This is a genomic window from Pseudarthrobacter sulfonivorans (assembly GCF_031454915.1).
Lineage (GTDB): Bacteria > Actinomycetota > Actinomycetes > Actinomycetales > Micrococcaceae > Arthrobacter > Arthrobacter sulfonivorans_C.
Map to the genome: position 1 here is coordinate 355,027 of NZ_JAVDRS010000001.1, position 19,675 is coordinate 374,701.

Genomic DNA, 19,675 nt, shown 5'->3' on the forward strand with positions numbered 1-19,675 from the left:
AGCCAAGGCAGAATTGCCGTGGAATTTTGCAACACCAGTCACCCTTCAGTAGTGCTGCGGACGATCGGAGGGAGCCGAAGCGGGCTATCTCTCGAACGCGATTCTGCCAGCAATATGCCGGAGACATTACCAGCTCCCCGCCGCTCACGTAGGGCAACGGGGCAGCTCACGTAGAGCAAGTGGAAGGACAGGCTGACTGCAATTCAGCACCTGTGCCCCTCTTAGGGCCGAACGCAGATCAGCGAACGTGAAATACATCGACGCCAGCGATCGGCTCAGGTTCGAATGTCTTGCGTGCCCATTCGACTATTCGGGCGGATTCTCCCATACCGTCAAGGGTTAAGGGCGGAAGATTCTCCAGCACCAGCGTCGAGACTCGGCCCTCTCGGACCAGCTCCTGAAACTCCTCAAGCGTCGGGTGCGGGTCAGTGCCATCAAAGCCACCGATTGCCAGCACCGCACGGCCGCTGGCCAGTTGGAGGTTCGCCGCAGAAGCGGCGCCCACTGTAGCCGCCGCCCATGTCACGGATTCTGAAGCGGAACGAGTGCGGTCGACAATTTCTGGGGGCGGTATGTCGCCAAACATGACAGCAAGGAGGTCCTCCGTCAGATACGGGGGGGCCTTCTTCCGATCTGGGTGATCGGTACGGATGCCAAGAATACTGGGACCAGCTATAACGCCTGATCCGGTATGGGGACTAGCAGCCGTATTCACCGACCACATGATTGGGCCGATCAGAAGGACAGTAGTTAGCGACCAAAAAGAAAATCGCGTGGTCGCTAGGTTGGGGGAACGGAGAGCGAGTAGTGCAATTGTGGGCCCACCAATGACGGCAAGAGTGATCGGAAAAAAAGGAAAGTCGGCTGTTGACCGAATTGCCGAGCCGATGGCGATGGCGAGGCATCCCGCCGTAGTCGCGGCCATCGTCACCCTGTATCGCAATTTTTGGTCCAATCGCCTATACAAGTAAAGTAGCCCAATTGATGCCAAGATACACATGGGCGGTACAGCAACTAGTGAATAGTATGGATGCACAATTCCTGACATGAAGGCCAAGATAGTAGCAGCTGTAAGGAACCAAATAGAGGAGAACAGCATAAGTGCACTCTTGATGGGATGGTCCGGGCGGCGCCGGAAAACGTAGAGCATCGCGATATACAGTCCCACGAGTGCGAAGGGAAGGAACCATCCAAACTGCCCAGAGAACTGGGGCTGAAGAAATCTATCAAACCCTGGATCAAGTTTCTCATCCATTGCACCAACGGAATCTGCCAGAGTCCGACTTGCATCCGCGCCAGTGAGGCGGTCCAGGCCGTTGTAGCCCAACGCGAGTTCGATCGCGCTATTGTTCCGAGATCCGCCGATAAATGGACGATCGGAGGGATCTGTGGCTTGGACAGCAAGAAGCCATGCGCCACCGACAAGTATGGCGGTGAGCCCCGATAGCATTAGGTGAACAAGGCGCTTTGGCCACGTCATCCTGGCAAAAAGTAGGTACGTCACGACAAACGCCGGAAGAATCAGGCCGATCTGCAATTGCTTGGTCAGGAAACCTGCACCAACCAGTGCTCCAGCTAGAACTAGCCAGCGCAACAGCTCCAGGTCGATGGCTCGGAGCACAGAGAAGGCAATCGCAACCATGATTAGGACCAGTAGAGCGTCAGGATTGTTGTAGCGGAACATGACCGCGCTCACCGGGGTGACAGCCATGAAGGCAGCGGCGAGCAGACCTGCTGACGCACCGAAGCGACTTCGGACTAGTTTGTAGAGAAGGAAAACTGTCGCTATGCCCATGAATGCTTGGGGCAGCAGTAAGCTCCAGCTGTTAAGGCCGAAGAGCCGGACTGACATCGACATGACCCAAAGGCTCAGTGGGGGCTTATCCACCGTGATTGCGTTGCCCGGGTCAGAGGATCCGTAAAAGAACGCGGTCCAGTCTTGGGCACCAGCCATGGCGGCTGCAGAATAATAGGAATTACCCCAGCCGTTGATGTCGAGTCCCCACATATAGAGGAGCGCAGATAGCGAGAGCAGGGCGAGAAGTGCGGGCCGCTCCCATGCGGGCGGCTGGCTCGAGGAGCGCAGACTAAGACGCCAAACAAAAGGTTTTTTACTGGATCCGAGCTCTTTCCCGATGGCCGCCGGCGTAGTGGGGTCCTGAACCGCAGGGCTCGTCATAGCGCTGGATCGCTAACAGGCTGCAGAGCGACCACCGTGGAATGCTTGTCGCTTCGGTGGACCCTAAATACCCAAATTCTGAGAAGCACGAACCGCATGAGCGTCGCAACGACATTGGCCGCCGTCAGGGTGAGTAACTCAGTGCTCGGGGCCGCGTCAAGGTTGACCGAATGAAGTACCAGCAATGACGAGGCCGTCATACTCCAGGCCAGTAAAAATACGACCAAGCCCTGAAACTGCTGCGTAAACAGTTTCACCGGTCCGCTGATGCCGAAGGTGAACCGTCGGTTGGCTGCAGTGTTTCCCACAGCAGTCATGAGTAAGGCGAGGAAGTTTGCTTCCTGGGCGCCGAACGCCCCTTGCAGCACTAAATACAGCAGCGCGAAGGCGAGCGTCGAGACAGCACCTACTAAGCCGAACCTAATCACCTGACCGAAGAAGCTTGGCCTGGCGGGCGCCACGATGGGCCGCCTCCCGAGCTCAGCGTAAATCGCTTGGACAGGAATAGACCCCTTGACCAGAGCTCCGGCCACGCGGACCATTCCTCGGACGTCATCGTAAGCAGTCTGCTTTATGTTCACCCTGCTGTCGGGGTCATCGATCCAGTCCACGGGAATTTCGTGGATGCGGAGTCCGGAACGTTCGGCAATGATGAGTAGTTCGGTGTCAAAGAACCAGCCGTTGTCCTCAATGTAGGGAAGTAAACGCTGGGCGACATCCGCTCGAATTGCTTTGAAACCGCACTGCGCATCGGAAAAGCGCACCTGCATGGTCCGGCGCAGCAGGAAGTTGTAGGACCGGGAAATGAATTCCCGCTTGGGCCCGCGGCTTACGCGGGAGTTTTGTCCCAGACGCGTACCGATGGAAATATCCGAATGCCCTGTCAAAAGCGGAGCCACCAGCGGCGGAAGCGCAGCAAGGTCTGTGGAGAGGTCGACGTCCAGATAGGCGAGGACTTTTGCCTCTGAAGCACCCCATGCATCGCGGAGTGCGTAGCCACGTCCTTTTACTTCTAGTCGGCGGTAGCTCACGTTGGAAAACTCCTCGCTGAGTCGAGCAGCGATCACTGGTGTTCGGTCAGTGCTTGCATTGTCCGCAATGGTTATTTTCCACGTTGAATGCATTTCGAGCGTCAGATATTCGGCGAGCCTCAGGATGCTTTTTTCGAGTACGGCTTCCTCATTGAAAACCGGGACTACAATTTCCAGCGCCAAGCCCCCATAGCTAGGTGTCATGCATCGAATCGTAGGGGCAGGTGATGGGCAGTGGCGAGACTTTCCGGCAAAGACAGGTATTATCGCAAAAAACCAAGTAGTCCAACTCCTGAGTCTTCGTGGCATTCAGGTAATTGATACTGGGTGCATGGGTGAAGGGATTCCATAATGTTGGCGTATGGGGGAAATTAACAACATACGCAGGACGTCGCGCTACACCTCACTAGACGGGTTGAGAGGCCTTGCCGCCTTGGTTGTGCTCGTGCACCATTGTTGCATGGTGTCTCCGCAGCTCGCCGAAGCTGCAGAAGGAGGTGAAGTGGGGCCGGCCGGGTCATGGGTTTGGTGGGCAACTGTCACGCCGTTGCATTTGATGTGGGCCGGCTCTGAGGCGGTCTTCGTCTTCTTCATCCTTTCTGGCTTCGTTTTGACTCTTCCCTTCGTGGGCAATTCACAACCAAGCTGGGCAGCTTACTTTTCGAAGCGCCTTGTCAGGATTTATCTACCAGTCTGGGCTTCGCTAGTTCTCGCGCTGCTGGCCGCATGGGCATTTCCACGGGTAGCCGCACCGGAATTCAGCTCATGGGTAAACATGCATGATGACGCGCCCAACGTTCTGGTAGATGGATTCTTGCTTCTTGGTACCGGCTCACTGAACACGCCACTTTGGTCGCTCCAGTGGGAGATGGTTTTCTCCTTGCTCTTGCCTTTGTATTTATTTGTTGCGGTGCGTATCGGGCGGGCGTGGCTGCCAAGTCTCGTAGGGCTCATATTGCTGATCGCTGTAGGAGGCATGATGGCCATGGCGCCTCCTGTCTTCCTGTCGATGTTTGGCATAGGGGTCTTGATGGCCTCAAAACGGGAAATGCTAGAAAAGTGGGGCCGGAGGCTTGGGCGCCGGGCATGGGCCACCCTGCTTGTAGCATCGATGGTTCTACTGTGTTCCCGTTGGATGTTGCCGCAACTACCAATGGGCATAGCAATGGCCACGACAGGCGGAGCGCTCCTGATATTTGCCTTCATTGGCAGCAAATCTGCCATCACGCTGGGTGACAATCCGACGGTCCAATGGCTAGGAACACGGTCGTTCAGCATCTATCTCGTCCACGACCCGATCGTCGTGTCAGTGGCTTTCTCTATGCATGGGGCAAACGCGTTTCACGTAGCAGTGACCTCAGTGAGCCTGTCGCTCCTGACAGCCGAGGTCTTTTTTCGATTGGTGGAGAGGTCAAGTCTCCGGCTGGCCAGGTTGGCCGGCCAGGCCGTAACGAATGGCGTGCGCTCCAATAGAGTTGTGATTTCACGGCCTTAGTTGGCACAGAGTCGATTGATCCCGGGGTGGCGAAGCGGGGGCGCTCGGGCCGCCCGGTTGGCCCAGTGTCTAGGTGATTTTCAATAAAAGCTTCCTTATCTAGCGTTGCGTCTGACGGCCACTTCTCGTGGATCCCTGGACGGAAGTGTTAGTTGACGCCGAAGCGTGGATAGGGATATTCGCAACCTTTGTAGAAGGACTCGCTGATGGCTGTTTGTACAAAGATCTGTATTCGACTCTTTGGCATGCAAAACCCGGGCGCTCCGAACCACTGCGTCAGGGCAAAGCAGTTGGCGTTGACCGCCTGCCGGTATGTACGCGTGCGAGCACTGCAAAGGCTTGAATGTGACGCCGAAGACGGCAGTTGCCGAGGCCAAGAAGTGGCTGTTCAGGTCTTCGTAGCTCCCGAGGCAAAGACTTAGAGGGACGGTGAATTTAAGCTGACTTTAAGCGCCCGCTTGCGCGTCCTCTAGACTTGTCCACGATGTCTAGATTATTTGGAACAGATGGAGTCCGGGGCCTTGCTAACGGCCTGTTGACGGCGGAGCTCGCGATGCAGCTTGCTCAGGCGGCGGCTGTGGTGCTGGGGCATGACCGCAATACCAACGGCAGCCGGCCCCGCGCCGTCGTGGCACGAGACCCCCGCGCCAGCGGTGAGTTCATCGCTGCGGCCGTCGAGGCAGGGCTCTCCAGCTCCGGTATCGACGTATATGACGCCGGAGTTCTGCCGACGCCGGCCGCTGCTTACCTGGTGGCTGATCTTGACGCCGACTTCGGCGTGATGATCTCTGCGTCGCATAACCCGGCGCCGGATAACGGCATCAAGTTCTTCGCCCGTGGCGGCCAGAAGCTCCCTGATGAGGTTGAAGACGCCATCGAGGAACAGATGAGCAAGGAACCCACCCGACCCGTGGGCGGCGACGTTGGCCGAATCCAGCGCTTCTCTGACGCCGAGGACCGCTACATCGTCCACCTCCTCGGCACGCTGCCTCACCGCCTGGATGGCCTCAAAGTCGTTCTGGACTGCGCCCACGGGGCCGCCAGCGGGTGCTCGCCCCAGGTCTTCAAGGACGCCGGCGCCGACGTCGTGGTTATCGGCGCTGAACCGGACGGCCACAACATCAACGACGGTGTCGGCTCCACGCACCTCGGCCAGCTCAAGGCCGCCGTCGTTGAACACGGTGCGGACCTCGGCATCGCCCACGACGGCGACGCCGACCGGTGCCTCGCCGTGGACCATGAAGGCAACGAAGTGGACGGCGATCAGATCATGGCGATCCTGGCCGTTGCCCTCAAGGCCTCGGGCAAGCTCATTGACAATGTCCTCGTAGCCACCGTCATGAGCAACCTCGGCCTCAAGATCGCACTCCGCGAGGCAGGCATCAGCATCCGCGAAACAGCTGTTGGGGACCGCTACGTCCTTGAGAACATGCGCGACGGCGGCTACAACCTCGGCGGCGAACAGTCCGGCCACGTGATCTTCGCTGACTACGCCACCACCGGCGACGGTGTCCTCACCGGTCTTCAGTTGGCCGCGCAGATTGCTCTGACCGGAAAACCGCTGAAGGAATTGGCCACAGTGATGACCAAGCTCCCGCAGGTCCTCATCAACGTCAAGGGCGTGGACCGCAGCCGCGTCGGCAGCTCCGAGCGGCTGGAGCACGCGGTGGCAGCGGCCGAAGCAGAGCTGGGCGACACCGGCCGCGTCCTGCTCCGCCCTTCAGGCACCGAGCCCGTGGTCCGCGTCATGGTGGAAGCCGGCGACGAAGCCACGGCTGAATCGATTGCTGAGCGGCTGGCCCAGGTGGTCCGCACCGAACTCGCGCTCGAACTGGTTGTCGACTGACCAAGTCATCAAACAACTATGGCCCGCCTCCATCAGGAAGCGGGCCACAGTTGGTTGGTGCCTAGGAGAACCTAGAGCGCCCGGTTCTGCAGCGAGTCGCGGATTTCGGTGAGCAGGGCGATGTGAGGATCTTCGGCTGCCTCTTCCTTGACGTCAGGCTTGATGCCAAGCCGGCGGTTGCGGCGCTCGATCATGTGGTTCATCGGCAAGATGACCACGAAGTAGATGGCGGCGGCCACCAGCACGAACGAAATGATGGAGGAGATGACGGATCCATACATGAATCCCTCCCACTGCATTTCTGCAATGCCCTTGGCACTAAACAGACGGCCGATCAGCGGTGTAAGCAGGCCCTCGACAATTGAGGTCACGACGGCGCCGAAAGCGGCACCCATCACGACGGCGACGGCAAGGTCTACGACGTTGCCCTTCATGATGAAATTCTTGAATCCTGTCAACATAGGACCCAAGCTAACGCATGAAGATGAGCCGCACATGACCAATCTGTAAATTGTTCCCTGCGTGTCGGGAACTATGCCTTCGTAGTGCTCGTTTCGCGGTACCGACCAAGGAAGGTCAAGAACTCCTGTCCGGTGACGCCCTCCAGCGTTAAGCCGAACTTGTCGTCCGGCCACTTCTCCAAGTCCCTTGCAAGCACCTCATCGGAGGGTGAGCGCGTCAGCAAATACTTCGCAAACTTCGGTGTGAGGTGCTTCAGATGCTTCGTTCTGTAGGCAATTTCGTCCCCTTGGGCGTAGCCCTTTGATGTCACAAACTGCATCTGGTAGTTGTACATGACCGACTGCAGAGCCTGCGCGATCAGCAGGAAGTCGTTGATCGCCCTTTTTGAATACTGGGCTGCTGCGACCTCACACAGGCCGCGCGGCTCCTGAAGCCCAAGTGCCGTCCACGCGTCGTGGATGACGGCGCTGCTTGAAGGTCTGAACGTCAGGAAATCCCGGATGTAGCGTTCGCCGGAGTGCCTGTATTTGAATTCACTGAGAAAGCGGGCCGTACCGCCACGCCAGGACTTGTAGAAGCTGGGGTCGCCGTCGTGCTGGCTGATCCCGTGGGCCTGGGAGAAAAGGCCGTCATGCTGGAGATCGTCGTCGAAGGCGGCCAACACGTCCGATGAAAACGTCCCGAAAAACTCGATGCCCTGCTCGAGCCGGTCTCGCTCGACGGAGCGCTGGGTCGCCATGAACTCGCGATGTCTGCGGTAGTGCTCTTCGGTCAGGTTCAGCTTTTTCTTCTGCTCCGCAGGGATGGCCGCGGTCCGCTTGGACTGCTCGCGGTCAAAGATGTCAATACGCAACTGGAAATCCCGCCGCGCCCGGTGGGCGAGCTCAGCAAGGATGCGGTCACGTTCGTCGGCAGCCATGGGAACAGCATAGGGGGACGGAGCCTCAGCGATGCCCATGGCAAGGACAGTGATGGGTAGGACGGTTTCCGCAACGTCGTGGCCGCCCCTTTTGCGGCCCTAGCCGGATGGGACCAACCGATGTTCACGAATCGATCGGTGAAATTTACAGCGAGGAGGGTTGAGCTGCTGCCGGTGGCGAGTTTTATGGAGTACTCGGTACGGGATTGGGGTATGTTCGCCGGAGAGCGGTAGCGCCGCGCGAACGAAGGGGATGGTATGTCGGAGTCCGGCGTTGAAATGGTGTGGCCCGCATTGTTGAAGGCCTGGCGGAAGGCCCAGTACGAGGAGCTGTGGCTGCAGTTCCGGCCCCGTGGCTCGAAGGATGTCTTTGAGGCAGTTGAGGCCGCGGTCCAGGCGGCGAACCAGGCCGTCGATGACGCCGGCTGGGATGACGTGTTCACGGGAGGGGTCTCGGATTCGGACGCCGGTCCGGTGGCACTGATGAGCAGGGCCGGGGAGGAGGAAGGAGTCCGCGCCTGGTTCACTGCTTTCGCCCAACATTTGCAGAGCCTAGGAAAATCCGGGCGGGTCACCGCCGCGCCGGAGGCTTTTTTCCCGGAGTGGCTGAGCGGCGCAGTCGAGATCCCGCGACAGCTCACGGCGTTCGTTTCCTACCAGACCAAGGACTTGGCCCTGCTGGACGCAGACGAACAGCGTCGCGCCTGGCATGTCCCGGCCCACCTGACGGCTAGCATCGCAGACGCCGGCACAGCGTGGGGCAGCTTCGAAGGTGCTGACGTCTATCTGCAGCGCAACATCCACCGCGTCAGGACGAAAAATCCAGACGTGGGGCAGGCGGTGGCGGACGCTGCCGCGAAATTCTCTATGGCTGGTGTGACGTATCTACGGTCAGAGCCACGCCGGAAGGTCTCGATGGAGCTGAGTACCCTGGGCCGGGTCTGCTATGAGGTCATGGACGACACGGCGCCTTGGCAGGAGCGGCTTGCGAAAGTCACCCGGGCCATGGTCGCGTTCCCCGGGGACACAGATTTGGCGTTTGTGCAGTACTGCCACGTCTACACCATCTCCTGGAGTGACCTCGCTAGTGTCAGTCCCGTCCTTCCCCATGTCAAGGAATATCATGTCCGCTACAACAGGCACCTGAACGGGCAGTACATCCCCGACGCCCACGGAATCCAGCTCCTCACTGACGCCCACCTCGCGCACGCGAACGACCTGTCCGACTGGATTATCGAGCCTCTCGGCGCAGGCAAACACTTCGTGCAGGCCAAAGACTTGGAGCCCTGGTACGCCAGCATCGACCCGGACGCGGACACACTGGCGAAGGCGCGTGCCGACTTCGGGGGTATGCTCCTCACGCCCGAGATTATCGCGGATAACCCGCCACCCTGGCGCCAAGGGTAAGTCTGCTAGGAGTCACGCGTACCCCGGCGCCGCTGCCACGCCGAAGTACTCCTCCACAGTGCTGATCCCGCGCCCAACCATGTCCGTGGCCGCCTCCACTCCGATGTACCGCAGGTGCCACGGCTCGTAGTAGTAGCCGGTGATCGGGTGGAACATCCACGGATACCGCACCACGAAACCGAAGCGGTGGCCGTTCGCCTTCGCCCACACCGCGGCCGGCTGGTCCGCGAAGCAGGGCTGGAAGCCGCACACCCCGCCGCCGTCGGCGATGTCGAAGGCCCATCCGGTCTGGTGTTCCGAGTAGCCGGGCCGGGCGCTGGCGGTGTCGGCATCGGCCTGGCCGCGGGCCGCCACATAGCCGTTGTAGGTGACCACCTGCGTGCCGTGCGAGCGGTAGCCGCTCGCCAGGGTCATTGCAACGCCGTCGCGCGCTGCCGCGGCGAACATCTCCTCCGCGGCAGCCGCCGTTGTGCTATTCAGAAGGGCCGCCTCGCCGGACACTGCGAGCTGCACCTTGGGCTTGACCAGGTCCGCCGGGGCAAAGTCGGCCGGCGCCAGCGGACGGTGCTTGTTCACCACCACCCAAGGGCTTGCCGGATCCGTTAGCGAGAACTGCCGCGGCAACGCCGCAGCTGCCGACGGCGGCGCGGGAGCCTGCGCAGGCGGCGCAACTGCCGCCGTCGTACTTTCCACCGCGGTGGGGGTGGCCGAAGGGGAGATCGTAGCGGCAGGAACGGGGGAGGACGACGACGGCGCCACCGCAGCGGGTGCCTCCGGTGTGCACGCTGCCAGGACAGTCAGTCCGGCCCCGGCGGCAAGGAAGCGGGCGAAGGACCGTCGGCTGGTGGCCGGCGGAACGCGGCTGGCCATGCAGTCGTGGCACACGTGGGTTAAACCTTCCGCAGGAGCATGCGGCGGATGGAGTGGTCCGCGTCCTTGGTCAGCACCAGCTGGGCGCGGCCGCGGGTGGGGAGGACGTTTTCCTCCAGGTTGGGCTCGTTGATGCGCTTCCAGATGTCCCGGGCCGTGCTCTCGGCCTCAGTGGGGGACAGCGATGCGTAGCGGTGGAAGTAGGACTCGGGCTGCGCGAACGCCGTGCTCTGCAGCCGCCGGAACCGCTCCACGTACCACTCCTCGATATAGGCGGTCTTGGCGTCCACGTAGATGGAGAAGTCGAAGAAGTCGCTCACGGCCAGGCCCTGCCGGCCGTCATGCCGCGGACGGGCCGGGGCCAGCACGTTCAAACCCTCTACAATCAGCACATCGGGGCGGCGAACCACCACTTCCTTTTCGGGAACAATGTCGTACGTGACGTGGGAATACCAGGGTGCCCGGACTTCCTCCGCGCCGCCCTTGACCTCGCTCACAAAACGCAGCAGCGCCCGGCGGTCGTAGGACTCCGGGAAGCCTTTGCGCTCCAGCAGCTGGCGCCGCTTCAGCTCGGCGAGAGGGTAAAGGAAGCCGTCGGTGGTGATCAGCTCGACGTTCGGCGTGCCCGGCCAGCGCCGCAGCATCTCCCGGAGCACACGCGCGATGGTGGATTTGCCCACAGCCACCGATCCGGCCACGCCGATAACAAACGGAGTGCGCTGCGTCTGCTCACCCAGGAATGTGGTGGTGGCCGAATGCAGCTGGCCGGCGGCCTCGACATAAAGGTGCAGGAGACGGGACAGCGGAAGGTAGACCTCGCGGATCTCCTTCATGTCCAGGGGATCGCCGAGGCCACGCAGACGGACAATGTCCTCTTCGTTAAGGGGCTGCTCCATCTGGGCGGCGAGCCGGGACCAGGTCTGGCGGTCCAGCTCAACGAACGGGGAGGCACCCTCGCCGTTCGCTTCGTTGCGTTGCAATGTCACTATAGAGATTCTGCCCCGCGCGCGCCTGAGAGCGAAATGCGGCACACTGAGTTTAGATCTCAACCCGGCTGCCGATAAGCTGGTGCGCATGTGTGGAATCGTTGGATATGTAGGCCATTCTGCTGACCGTGGCAATGCCGGTCACAGTGCGTTGGATGTAGTCCTTGAGGGCTTGCGCCGCCTGGAGTACCGGGGTTATGACTCTGCGGGGGTGGCGGTGGTCTCTGAGGGGTCCATCGAATTCCGGAAGAAGTCCGGCAAGCTGAGCAACCTTCTCGCCGAGCTTGAGGAGCACCCGCTGCCGGTGACGACGACCGGCATCGGCCACACCCGCTGGGCCACGCACGGCGGCCCCACGGACCAGAACGCCCACCCGCACCTGGCCGACGGCGGCAAGCTGGCCCTGATCCACAACGGCATCATCGAAAACTTCGCCGAACTCAAGCTGGACCTCGTGGCCAAGGGCTACACGTTCGAGTCCGAGACGGACACCGAGGTGGCGGCCGTGCTTTTGGGCGATATTTTCCGCACCAAGCTGGGCGGTGACGTGTCCGACGGCGGCCTCACCAAGGCCATGCAGCTCACTTGCCAGAGCCTCGAGGGTGCGTTCACCCTCCTGGCAGTGCACGCTGACCAGCCCGGTGTTGTGGTGGCTGCCCGCCGCAACTCGCCGCTGGTGGTTGGCCTGGGCGAGGGCGAGAACTTCCTGGGCTCGGACGTGTCCGGGTTCATCGACTACACCCGCCGTGCGGTGGAGCTGGGCCAGGACCAGATTGTCACCATCACCGCCGACTCCGTAGAGATCACGGACTTCTTCGGCGCCCCGGCCGAGGGCAAGGAATACCACGTTGACTGGGACCCGGAATCAGCCACGAAGGGCGGCTTCAGCTCCTTCATGGAGAAGGAAATCCACGATCAGCCGGACGCGGTCCGCCAGACCCTGCTCGGCCGCTCGGACCTCAACGGGAACCTGACCCTGGATGAGCTTCGCATCGATCCGGAGGAGCTCAAGAAGGTCAACAAGATCATCGTGCTGGCCTGCGGTACCGCCGCGTACGCCGGGACCGTGGCGAAGTACGCCATCGAGAACTGGTGCCGGATCCCCACCGAGGTGGAGCTCGCGCATGAGTTCCGGTACCGGGACCCGATCCTTGACGACAACACCCTGGTGGTCTCCATCAGCCAGTCCGGCGAAACCATGGACACCCTGATGGCTGTCCGGTACGCCCGCGAACAGGGCGCCAAGACCATCTCCATCTGCAACACGAACGGGTCCACCATTCCCCGTGAGTCCGACGCTGTGCTGTACACCCACGCCGGCCCGGAAATCGCGGTTGCCTCCACCAAGGCGTTCCTGGCGCAGATCACGGCGGCCTACCTGCTGGGCCTGTACCTGGCGCAGCTGCGCGGCAACATCTTCTCCGGGCAGATCAAGGACGTCCTGGCGGACCTGGGCAAGATCCCGGCGAAGATCCAGACCATCCTCGACGGCGCCGGGCCCCTGCGCGAACTTGCCCGCAGCATGGCCAACGAGCAGTCCATCCTGTTCCTGGGCCGCCACGTGGGATACCCCGTGGCTCTGGAAGGTGCGCTGAAGCTCAAGGAAATCGCCTATATCCACGCCGAGGGCTTCGCCGCCGGTGAACTCAAGCACGGCCCCATCGCGCTGATCGACGAGGGCAAGCCGGTGTTCGTGGTGGTCCCGTCCCCGCGCGGCCGCGACTCGCTGCACGCCAAGGTGGTCTCGAACATCCAGGAAGTCCGCGCCCGCGGCGCCCGCACCCTGGTCATCGCCGAGGAAGGCGACGAAGCCGTGAAGGCCTACGCCGAACACGTCTTCTACGTCCCCGAAACGCCGACGCTGCTGATGCCTCTGCTGACCACCGTCCCGCTGCAGATCTTTGCCGCCGAACTCGCTGCGGCCAAGGGCTACGACGTGGACCAGCCGCGCAACCTCGCCAAGAGCGTCACCGTAGAGTAACCGCGGGCTGACCGCCAGGAGCTGGTTTGTTCCCCAGCGAAACGGAAGCCCCGGGCCCTCAGGGCTCGGGGCTTCTGTGCTTACCCCCGACCATTGCGGAACGCAGCTAGCATGACAAGAGGGGGTGCACCATGGTCCGACGTCGTAAAACAAAAATTCAGTCATTCAAGGGCAGCCACATGCTCCTTTGCGTGCTCAGCGTGCAGGCGGCCTTTGCCATCGCAATCGTGATTGGATTGTACTTCTGGGCTCCCCACGCCCCTGAGACACCAGCCATAGCCGGCGTACTCAGCACCGTCGCCGGAGGTCTAATCCTGCTTGCGGGGTGGACCGCGGTGCGGGGCCTCCGCACTCAAAGCAGGGAGCATGACCGGAGCCGGGCCGTGTCCGACCTTATGGAGTCTGTTCTCGACACCAGCCAGGAATGGGTCTGGGCTGTCGATGGCCACGAAAACTTCACCTTCTCAAGCAGGGCAAGCACAACACTTCTCGGCTATGAACCTGACGAACTGATCGGCAGACCCGTCGGTACAGTTATCGATCCAGATGAGCTCGCCAGCGCGCGCGAGGCAATTGCAGATCTCTTGGGTGATCACGGTTCAGATTGGACCGGGATCAGGGTCTCCTACCGGCACCGCAACGGTGCTCCCGTCTGGATGGAAGTATCCGGCAGGTCACGCCCCACGAGGGAAGGACCGCGACCGGGTTTTGAAGGAAGCAGCCGTCCCCTGCCCACGCAAACTGTGAGGGCGCTCCTCAAAAACCGCATCAGGGAACGGATCGGCAGTGCGGTCCAGGGCGGAATGATCCTCACGGCCTTCCAACCCATCTACGAACTCACCACCGGAACCATGACCGGCGTTGAAGCGCTGGCCCGATTCCCCAGCGACGACGGCCGAAGCCCAGAGCACTGGTTCAGCGAAGCCACCAGCGTCGGCCTCGGCGGAGAACTTGAATTTGCAGCATTGGAAGCTGCACTCCTAAAAGCGACGAAGCTCCCCGAGAACCTCTATGTCGCGCTCAACCTCTCACCAGACACATGTCTGGATCCCAGGCTGCCCGTGCTGCTGGAACGGTCCGGTCTGGCCGCTGAGAGGATCGTTCTGGAATTGACCGAACGCCTGGCAGTGGACAAATACCTACCGCTTCTGGCTGCTCTGGAACCCATGCGCAAAAGCGGCCTCCGGATAGCCGTCGACGACGCCGGATCAGGCTTCGCCTCGATGCGCCATGTCCTTCAACTCCGGCCCGACATCATCAAAATGGACCGGAGCCTCATCGCCGGCATCGACATCGACTGGGGCCAGCGGGCGCTCGGCGCCGCCATGGTCGAATTCGCCCACCAAATCGATGCACATATCGTGGCCGAAGGCATCGAAACCCAAGCAGAACTCACAGCCGTCACCGAACTCGGCATGACCTCAGGCCAGGGCTACTTCCTGGGCCGACCCTCTCTCCACCCCGCCGACTGGGCGGCTTGGGACAAATCAGACATCATCGACTCTTCAATACACTGAGGATCGCCTCAAATCTTGGGGAGGCCGGATGCCTCTTCGGGGAGCCCTCCGACATCTAAAGCCCCTGCAGCGCGCAGTGCGCGCTGCAGGCATGGGCGTCACCGTAGAGTAGTGCCATGATTGTTGGCATTGGCGTAGACGTTGTAGACATTGAGCGGTTCGGCCGCCAGCTTGAGCGCACCCCGGGGCTCCGAGACCGGCTGTTCGTTCCCGCGGAACGCGAACTGAACACCCGCTCCCTGGCAGCACGGTTCGCGGCAAAGGAATCCGTGGCAAAGGTGCTCGGTGCCCCGGCCGGCATGAACTGGCAGGACTGCTGGATCGGCCTGGACCAGCACGGACCCACCATCCAGGTGAAGGGCACCGTCCTGGCTGTGGCCGAGTCCAAGGGCGTCAAGCGCTGGCATGTGTCCATGAGCCACGACGGCGGGATCGCCACCGCCACCGTCATCGCCGAAGGCTGAGAGCCCCAGCGGCTGAGCCACCACCGGACCTGACACCATGATCAGCGCCTATACCGGAACCCAGATCAGGGCAGCCGAAGAGCCGCTCCTTGCTGCCGGCATGGGCGCTGTCCTGATGCAGCGCGCCTCCTACGGCCTCGCCAACGCCATCGTGCACGAACTGCAGGCCCGCGGCCGGCGGCTCTACGGCGCCAGCGTGGCCGTCCTTGCCGGCAAAGGCAACAACGGGGGAGACGGGCTCTTCGCCGCATCCTTCCTGGCAGCCCGGGGGATGCGTACGACGGCGGTGCTCACCGCCGGTGCGGCGCATACCGAAGCGCTGGCTGCTTTTCAACGCGCCGGTGGGCGCGTGCATTTCCTCAGTGATGCGAACGCCAGCCGGCTGGCGGCCGAAATGGCGCGTGCCGACGTCGTGATTGATGCTGTCCTGGGGACGGGCGCCCAGGGCGGGCTGCGGGGAGCAGCCGCCGCCCTCGTCGCCTCCCTGGCAGACGTGAGGCAGACTTCCGGCGGGCCTGAGCTCATGGTGGCGTGCGACATCCCCAGCGGCGTGGACGCCGACACGGGGGAGGCCCATGCGCCGGTGCTGTCCGCGGACCTGACCGTAACCTTCGGGGCCGCCAAGGTGGGCCTGCTGGCGGACCCGGGCGCCGATTACGCCGGCCGCGTTCACGTGGTGCCCATCGGCATCGAGGCTGAACTGCCCTGGCCGGCCTTGCGCCGGCTTCAACCGCCTGACCTGTTGCGGCTGCTGCCACAGCCCGGACGGCGCGCGCACAAGTATTCCCGCGGGGTCCTGGGCGTCGTTGCCGGCTCGGCCGACTATCCCGGCGCCGCAGTGCTGGCGTGCCGCGGCGCGCTGGCCGCCGGCGTGGGCATGGTCCGGTACCTTGGCCCGCCCGAGGTGGCCCACCTGGTCCGGCAGTCCTGCCCCGAGGTGGTCTGCAGCGCAGGCGAAGTGGCGGACACCCACGTCCAGGCCTGGCTGGTGGGATCGGGCATGGGCCCCAGCGACTCCCACCAGCTCCAGCGCGCCCATGACGCCGTGGAGTCCGGCCTGCCGGTGATTGCCGACGCCGGCGCGCTCCCGGCCCTGCCGGACGTCCTGGGGCCGCAGGTGGTGCTGACCCCGCACGCCGGCGAGTTGGCAGCTCTTTTGAAGCGGCTCGGCGCTGATTACGAACGGTCCGCCGTGGAAGTCAACACCCTGGGCGCCGTGCGGCACGCCGCCGCCCTGACGGAGGCCACCGTGCTGCTCAAGGGCGCCACCACCCTGGTGGCATCGCCCTTCCAGGACTTCTACAGCCAGGCGGACGGCACGCCGTGGCTTGCCACGGCCGGCAGCGGCGACGTCCTGGCCGGGATCATCGGTGCGCTGCTCGCCCAGGTGGGGCCCGACGTCGGGCGCTTCCGTGATGCGGGCATCGATCCGGACGAGCGCTGGGCGGCGATCGCGGCCATGGGGGCAAGCCTCCACGGCCTCGCAGGCACTGCCGCTGCCGGCGGGGGACCGCTGAGCGCAGGGCGGATTGCGGAGTATTTGCCAGAGGTTTGGAGCCGGCTGGTGACCCCACCGGACGTCTAGACCGCCTGCTTGCCTGGGCGTACGATTTTGGGCACCGGCTGCGTCGCTGGCCGGCATCCTTGGGGAGGCGTCGTGGCCGATTCACCAGCACAGAACGTGGCAAGTGGAGAACCCCGGGCCGGCGGTCCGCGAGTCCTGGAACTTCGTGTCCACGGGATCAAAAACACGGCGCCGCACGACCTCATCGGCTGTGACCTGGAGCAGATTGAGCCCGTGGGTGACCGTGATTCACTTAGCGGATTCTGGACACAAAAAGACCCTCCCGCCGACTCGCCCACGCGGGTTGAGGCATACAGCTGGGGCAACCTGGCGAGAACTTCTCCGTCGTCGTCGTTCCTCAAGGGCGTGGGACGCGTGTTTGGCCAGGCCTTCTGGTTCCTGGTGGTCCCGTTCGCCCTGGCCAACGCGGCTTACTGGGCCCGGAGGCTGCCGGCCCCAGGCTCGGGTAGCCGCACCTTGGCGGCCGGGGCCGGCGCCGGCACGGTCAGGCTCTTCGCGTTGCTGCTGAGCCTGGTGTTCACCACCACCTTCTGCGCGCTGGCTTTCGGTCTGTTCGCCGTGGAATGTTTTCCAGCGACGGGCATCGGCCAGCCAACCGCCATGTGCAAGCAGCTGCCGGAGGCGCTGGATTTCATGACGGGCTGGTCACGGGGGCAGCGTCTGGCTCTGTCCGCGCTGGTGCCGATGGCAGCAATCCTTGCCGTGTTCGTCACAGCGAGGCTGGCCACTGTGAGGAATCTTGCTCCGGCCCGGGTCCGCTGGAATGAAGAAACCGGGACGACGGAAGGGGCCAGCCAGGCTTCACGTGGCGGGCCATTCCTGGCTTCGCCTGGTTTGTGGACCCGCCCCCACGTCTCCACTGTGACAGGCAGGGCCCACATTGCCGCCTGCCTCGCCTTGATCTGTATCCTGCTCCTGTCCGACAGCATTGGTTCCTTCTGGCCCCGCAATTGCCAGACCGCCCTTCGGATGCTCAGCGGCGACTGCATCGAGCAACTCGGCACGGCCATGGGCCAGGATGTCTTGGCGGCACCGTTGCTGGGCCTGGCGATAGTGCTTCTGCTGGCGTCGATGGTCACGGTGGCGTTCTTTTACCCCGAGGTGCGCGCGCCCTGGGAAGACGAAGTGGGCAACAAGTGGTCCAATGTCCTCTGGATCGGCGGAGTAGGCCTGGTGCTCGCCACCGCCGGCCAGCTGATCCTCGTTCCCACCCCGGACGTGGTTCCGAGCCTGCCGTTCGCGGGAACATGGGTGGCGTCCCTTCTTTTGCTGACCGCGCTGGTGGTCCTTGGTGTCTCGGGCCTGTTCATGCGCAGCGGACCGGCCTTTAGGTTCGCCACAGCTGGCGGCTCGGTGAGCTCTGCGGTGCTTATTGTCTGGGCGGCCGGCATGGTGGATGACTGGGTGCTGGCGATCCCAGCCATCATCACCGTGGGGTTCATCATTTATTACTTTGGCCTGCAGGCCGGTGACAAGGCCAAGCTTGAGGGGTGGCACGGCCGGGGGCCTGGCATCTTTATGTTCGCTGCCATCCTCACGTCCCATTTTCTGTCCAGCGCGTTGGTCCTGGGAACCAGGAAATTCCTTCAGTGGCCCATGGATGAGGAGCTCCCTGCCCGGCCCGAGGAGCTCTGGCGGGGTGCCGGCGGATCCAAGGTTGACCTCGACGAACTTCTGGAAGTTCCTGCCATTTACGGGGTAACAGGAGGGCTGCTTCTCTTTGGCATTGCCCTGGCGCTGGTGGGGTTCGTACCCGCCTGCGCCTGGCTGATCCTCAAACGCGGCCTCCTGCCCATGCAGCCCCCAACCCAGACCGGACCAGGCACCCGGCCTGTCCAGCCGCCGTCTTATTTCAGCGACATCGATGTGGATCCCCTTCTCCCGGACGAAGGGCCTGGCCCCGAACGCCGGAACCTGACCTACCGCCGTCGGCGGCTCTCGGCACTCACCCAGCGCGGCGAAGCGGCATTCGGGCTCCTCACCGTGCTGATCTGGCTTGCCGCGGTCCTGGCGATTGCCGCCTGCGCCTTCTGGAACGGCGCAGGCGCAACGGGCTATCGCGCCCTGTTGCTGGGTCCCCTGAGGGCAATCCAAGGAGATTTCGCCGGCTGGGGGATCGTTCTGGCAGCAACCCTCATCCTCGCTTTTATGGTGCTGAACGCCGCAACTTCCAAGGAAGAAAGGCCGCTAGCCATCCTCTGGGACGTGATGTGCTTCCTTCCCAATGCCGCCCATCCCTTCGGTGCCCCCAGTTACTCCAACCGTGTGGTTCCAGAACTCGCCCGGCGTATCTATGACTGGCTGCAGGCTCCGGCTCCGGCTCAGGCTCAGGCGAATGCGGGGCCGAACCATACCGTGCTGGTGTCCGCCCACAGCCTGGGCGCTGTGGTGGCGGTTGCTGCCATCTTCCATCTCAAGGCATGCCAGCCGGAATTGGACTTCAAACGGATCCGGCTGCTCACCTATGGTGTCCAGCTGCGCCCCTACTTCGGCCGCTTCTTCCCGGAATTGTTCGGCCCTGACGTGCTTGGCAACTGCCCCACCCGTGGACCGGGCCTCATCTCTATCGACCCATGGAAGAAGGCGCGGGAGAAGGAGACGGCATTGCCCGGCTCGGCGAGCCTGACCCTCTTGGACCTCTTGCGGGACGGACAGGCCACGTCGCCGGTTTGGAGAAACATTTGGCGCAGAACTGACTACTTGGGGTTTCCGGCCTACTCCCATTGCGAACGGGGCAATGACCTTGACGTTTACGCCGTGGAAACTGAGCCGCAGCGTTCCCAGTTTGCGGTTGCGACGCACGGCAACTACACGGCGACCACCACCTACGCCAAGGTGCGCGGGGAGATGCTTGCGGATTGGCCTGGCTGAGCGCCTGCCCGGCCAGCCGCTGTCCGGCGTCGGGCTTTCGGTGGTGTAGCGCACACGCCATA

General features: G+C 62.7%; 14 protein-coding genes. 8 read left to right on the forward strand and 6 right to left on the reverse strand.

Annotated features, from left to right (window positions below; all coding sequences use genetic code 11):
• Positions 1-238: 238 nt before the first annotated feature.
• The gene (locus J2808_RS01655) at positions 239-2,179 is read right to left on the reverse strand and encodes a glycosyltransferase family 39 protein (RefSeq protein WP_309810663.1); all 1,941 of its coding nucleotides are present in this window, start codon (positions 2,177-2,179) and stop codon (positions 239-241) included.
• Positions 2,176-3,414, reverse strand: a complete 1,239-nt coding sequence (locus J2808_RS01660) for a bifunctional glycosyltransferase family 2/GtrA family protein (protein ID WP_309810666.1) — start codon at positions 3,412-3,414, stop codon at positions 2,176-2,178. Before J2808_RS01660 ends, J2808_RS01655 begins: the two co-directional genes overlap by 4 nt.
• A gap of 157 nt (positions 3,415-3,571) precedes the next feature.
• On the opposite strand from J2808_RS01660, the gene J2808_RS01665 reads away from it, so the two are divergent.
• Positions 3,572-4,705 (forward strand): acyltransferase family protein, encoded by a 1,134-nt coding sequence (locus J2808_RS01665; protein ID WP_309810670.1) that lies wholly within the window; start codon positions 3,572-3,574, stop codon positions 4,703-4,705.
• A gap of 484 nt (positions 4,706-5,189) precedes the next feature.
• Positions 5,190-6,551 (forward strand): phosphoglucosamine mutase, encoded by a 1,362-nt coding sequence (gene glmM / locus J2808_RS01670; protein WP_309810673.1) that lies wholly within the window; start codon positions 5,190-5,192, stop codon positions 6,549-6,551.
• A gap of 71 nt (positions 6,552-6,622) precedes the next feature.
• Here the strand turns inward: glmM and mscL are convergent, their stop codons facing one another.
• Complete coding sequence (gene mscL, locus J2808_RS01675) at positions 6,623-7,012, reverse strand: large conductance mechanosensitive channel protein MscL (protein ID WP_309810675.1); 390 nt, start codon at positions 7,010-7,012, stop codon at positions 6,623-6,625.
• 71 nt (positions 7,013-7,083) lie between these two features.
• Complete coding sequence (locus tag J2808_RS01680; protein WP_309810678.1) at positions 7,084-7,932, reverse strand: hypothetical protein; 849 nt, start codon at positions 7,930-7,932, stop codon at positions 7,084-7,086.
• A 258-nt stretch (positions 7,933-8,190) separates the two neighbouring features.
• Here J2808_RS01680 and J2808_RS01685 point away from each other — a divergent pair, with 258 nt between their 5' ends.
• Entirely contained in the window at positions 8,191-9,339 is a 1,149-nt protein-coding gene (locus J2808_RS01685; RefSeq protein ID WP_309810681.1) for a hypothetical protein, read from the forward strand.
• 12 nt (positions 9,340-9,351) lie between these two features.
• On the opposite strand, the gene J2808_RS01690 is transcribed toward J2808_RS01685, so the two are convergent.
• Positions 9,352-10,209, reverse strand: coding sequence for a M15 family metallopeptidase (locus J2808_RS01690; protein ID WP_309810683.1), 858 nt, complete (start codon positions 10,207-10,209; stop codon positions 9,352-9,354).
• Between the two features lie 20 nt (positions 10,210-10,229).
• Complete coding sequence (gene coaA / locus J2808_RS01695; RefSeq protein ID WP_309810686.1) at positions 10,230-11,195, reverse strand: type I pantothenate kinase; 966 nt, start codon at positions 11,193-11,195, stop codon at positions 10,230-10,232.
• A gap of 88 nt (positions 11,196-11,283) precedes the next feature.
• On the opposite strand from coaA, the gene glmS reads away from it, so the two are divergent.
• The 5 genes from glmS (at position 11,284) to J2808_RS01720 (ending at position 19,613) form a co-directional block, all read left to right on the forward strand.
• Positions 11,284-13,176, forward strand: coding sequence for a glutamine--fructose-6-phosphate transaminase (isomerizing) (gene glmS / locus J2808_RS01700; protein WP_309810688.1), 1,893 nt, complete (start codon positions 11,284-11,286; stop codon positions 13,174-13,176).
• A gap of 191 nt (positions 13,177-13,367) precedes the next feature.
• The gene (locus J2808_RS01705; protein ID WP_309810691.1) at positions 13,368-14,693 is read left to right on the forward strand and encodes a sensor domain-containing phosphodiesterase; all 1,326 of its coding nucleotides are present in this window, start codon (positions 13,368-13,370) and stop codon (positions 14,691-14,693) included.
• 116 nt (positions 14,694-14,809) lie between these two features.
• Entirely contained in the window at positions 14,810-15,157 is a 348-nt protein-coding gene (locus J2808_RS01710; RefSeq protein ID WP_309810693.1) for a holo-ACP synthase, read from the forward strand.
• Positions 15,158-15,194: 37 nt separating this feature from the next.
• Positions 15,195-16,742 carry an NAD(P)H-hydrate epimerase gene (locus J2808_RS01715; protein ID WP_309810696.1) on the forward strand — a complete coding sequence of 516 codons (1,548 nt, stop codon included), beginning with the start codon at positions 15,195-15,197 and terminating at the stop codon, positions 16,740-16,742.
• 72 nt (positions 16,743-16,814) lie between these two features.
• The gene (locus J2808_RS01720) at positions 16,815-19,613 is read left to right on the forward strand and encodes a hypothetical protein (RefSeq protein WP_309810699.1); all 2,799 of its coding nucleotides are present in this window, start codon (positions 16,815-16,817) and stop codon (positions 19,611-19,613) included.
• Positions 19,614-19,675: the final 62 nt, after the last annotated feature.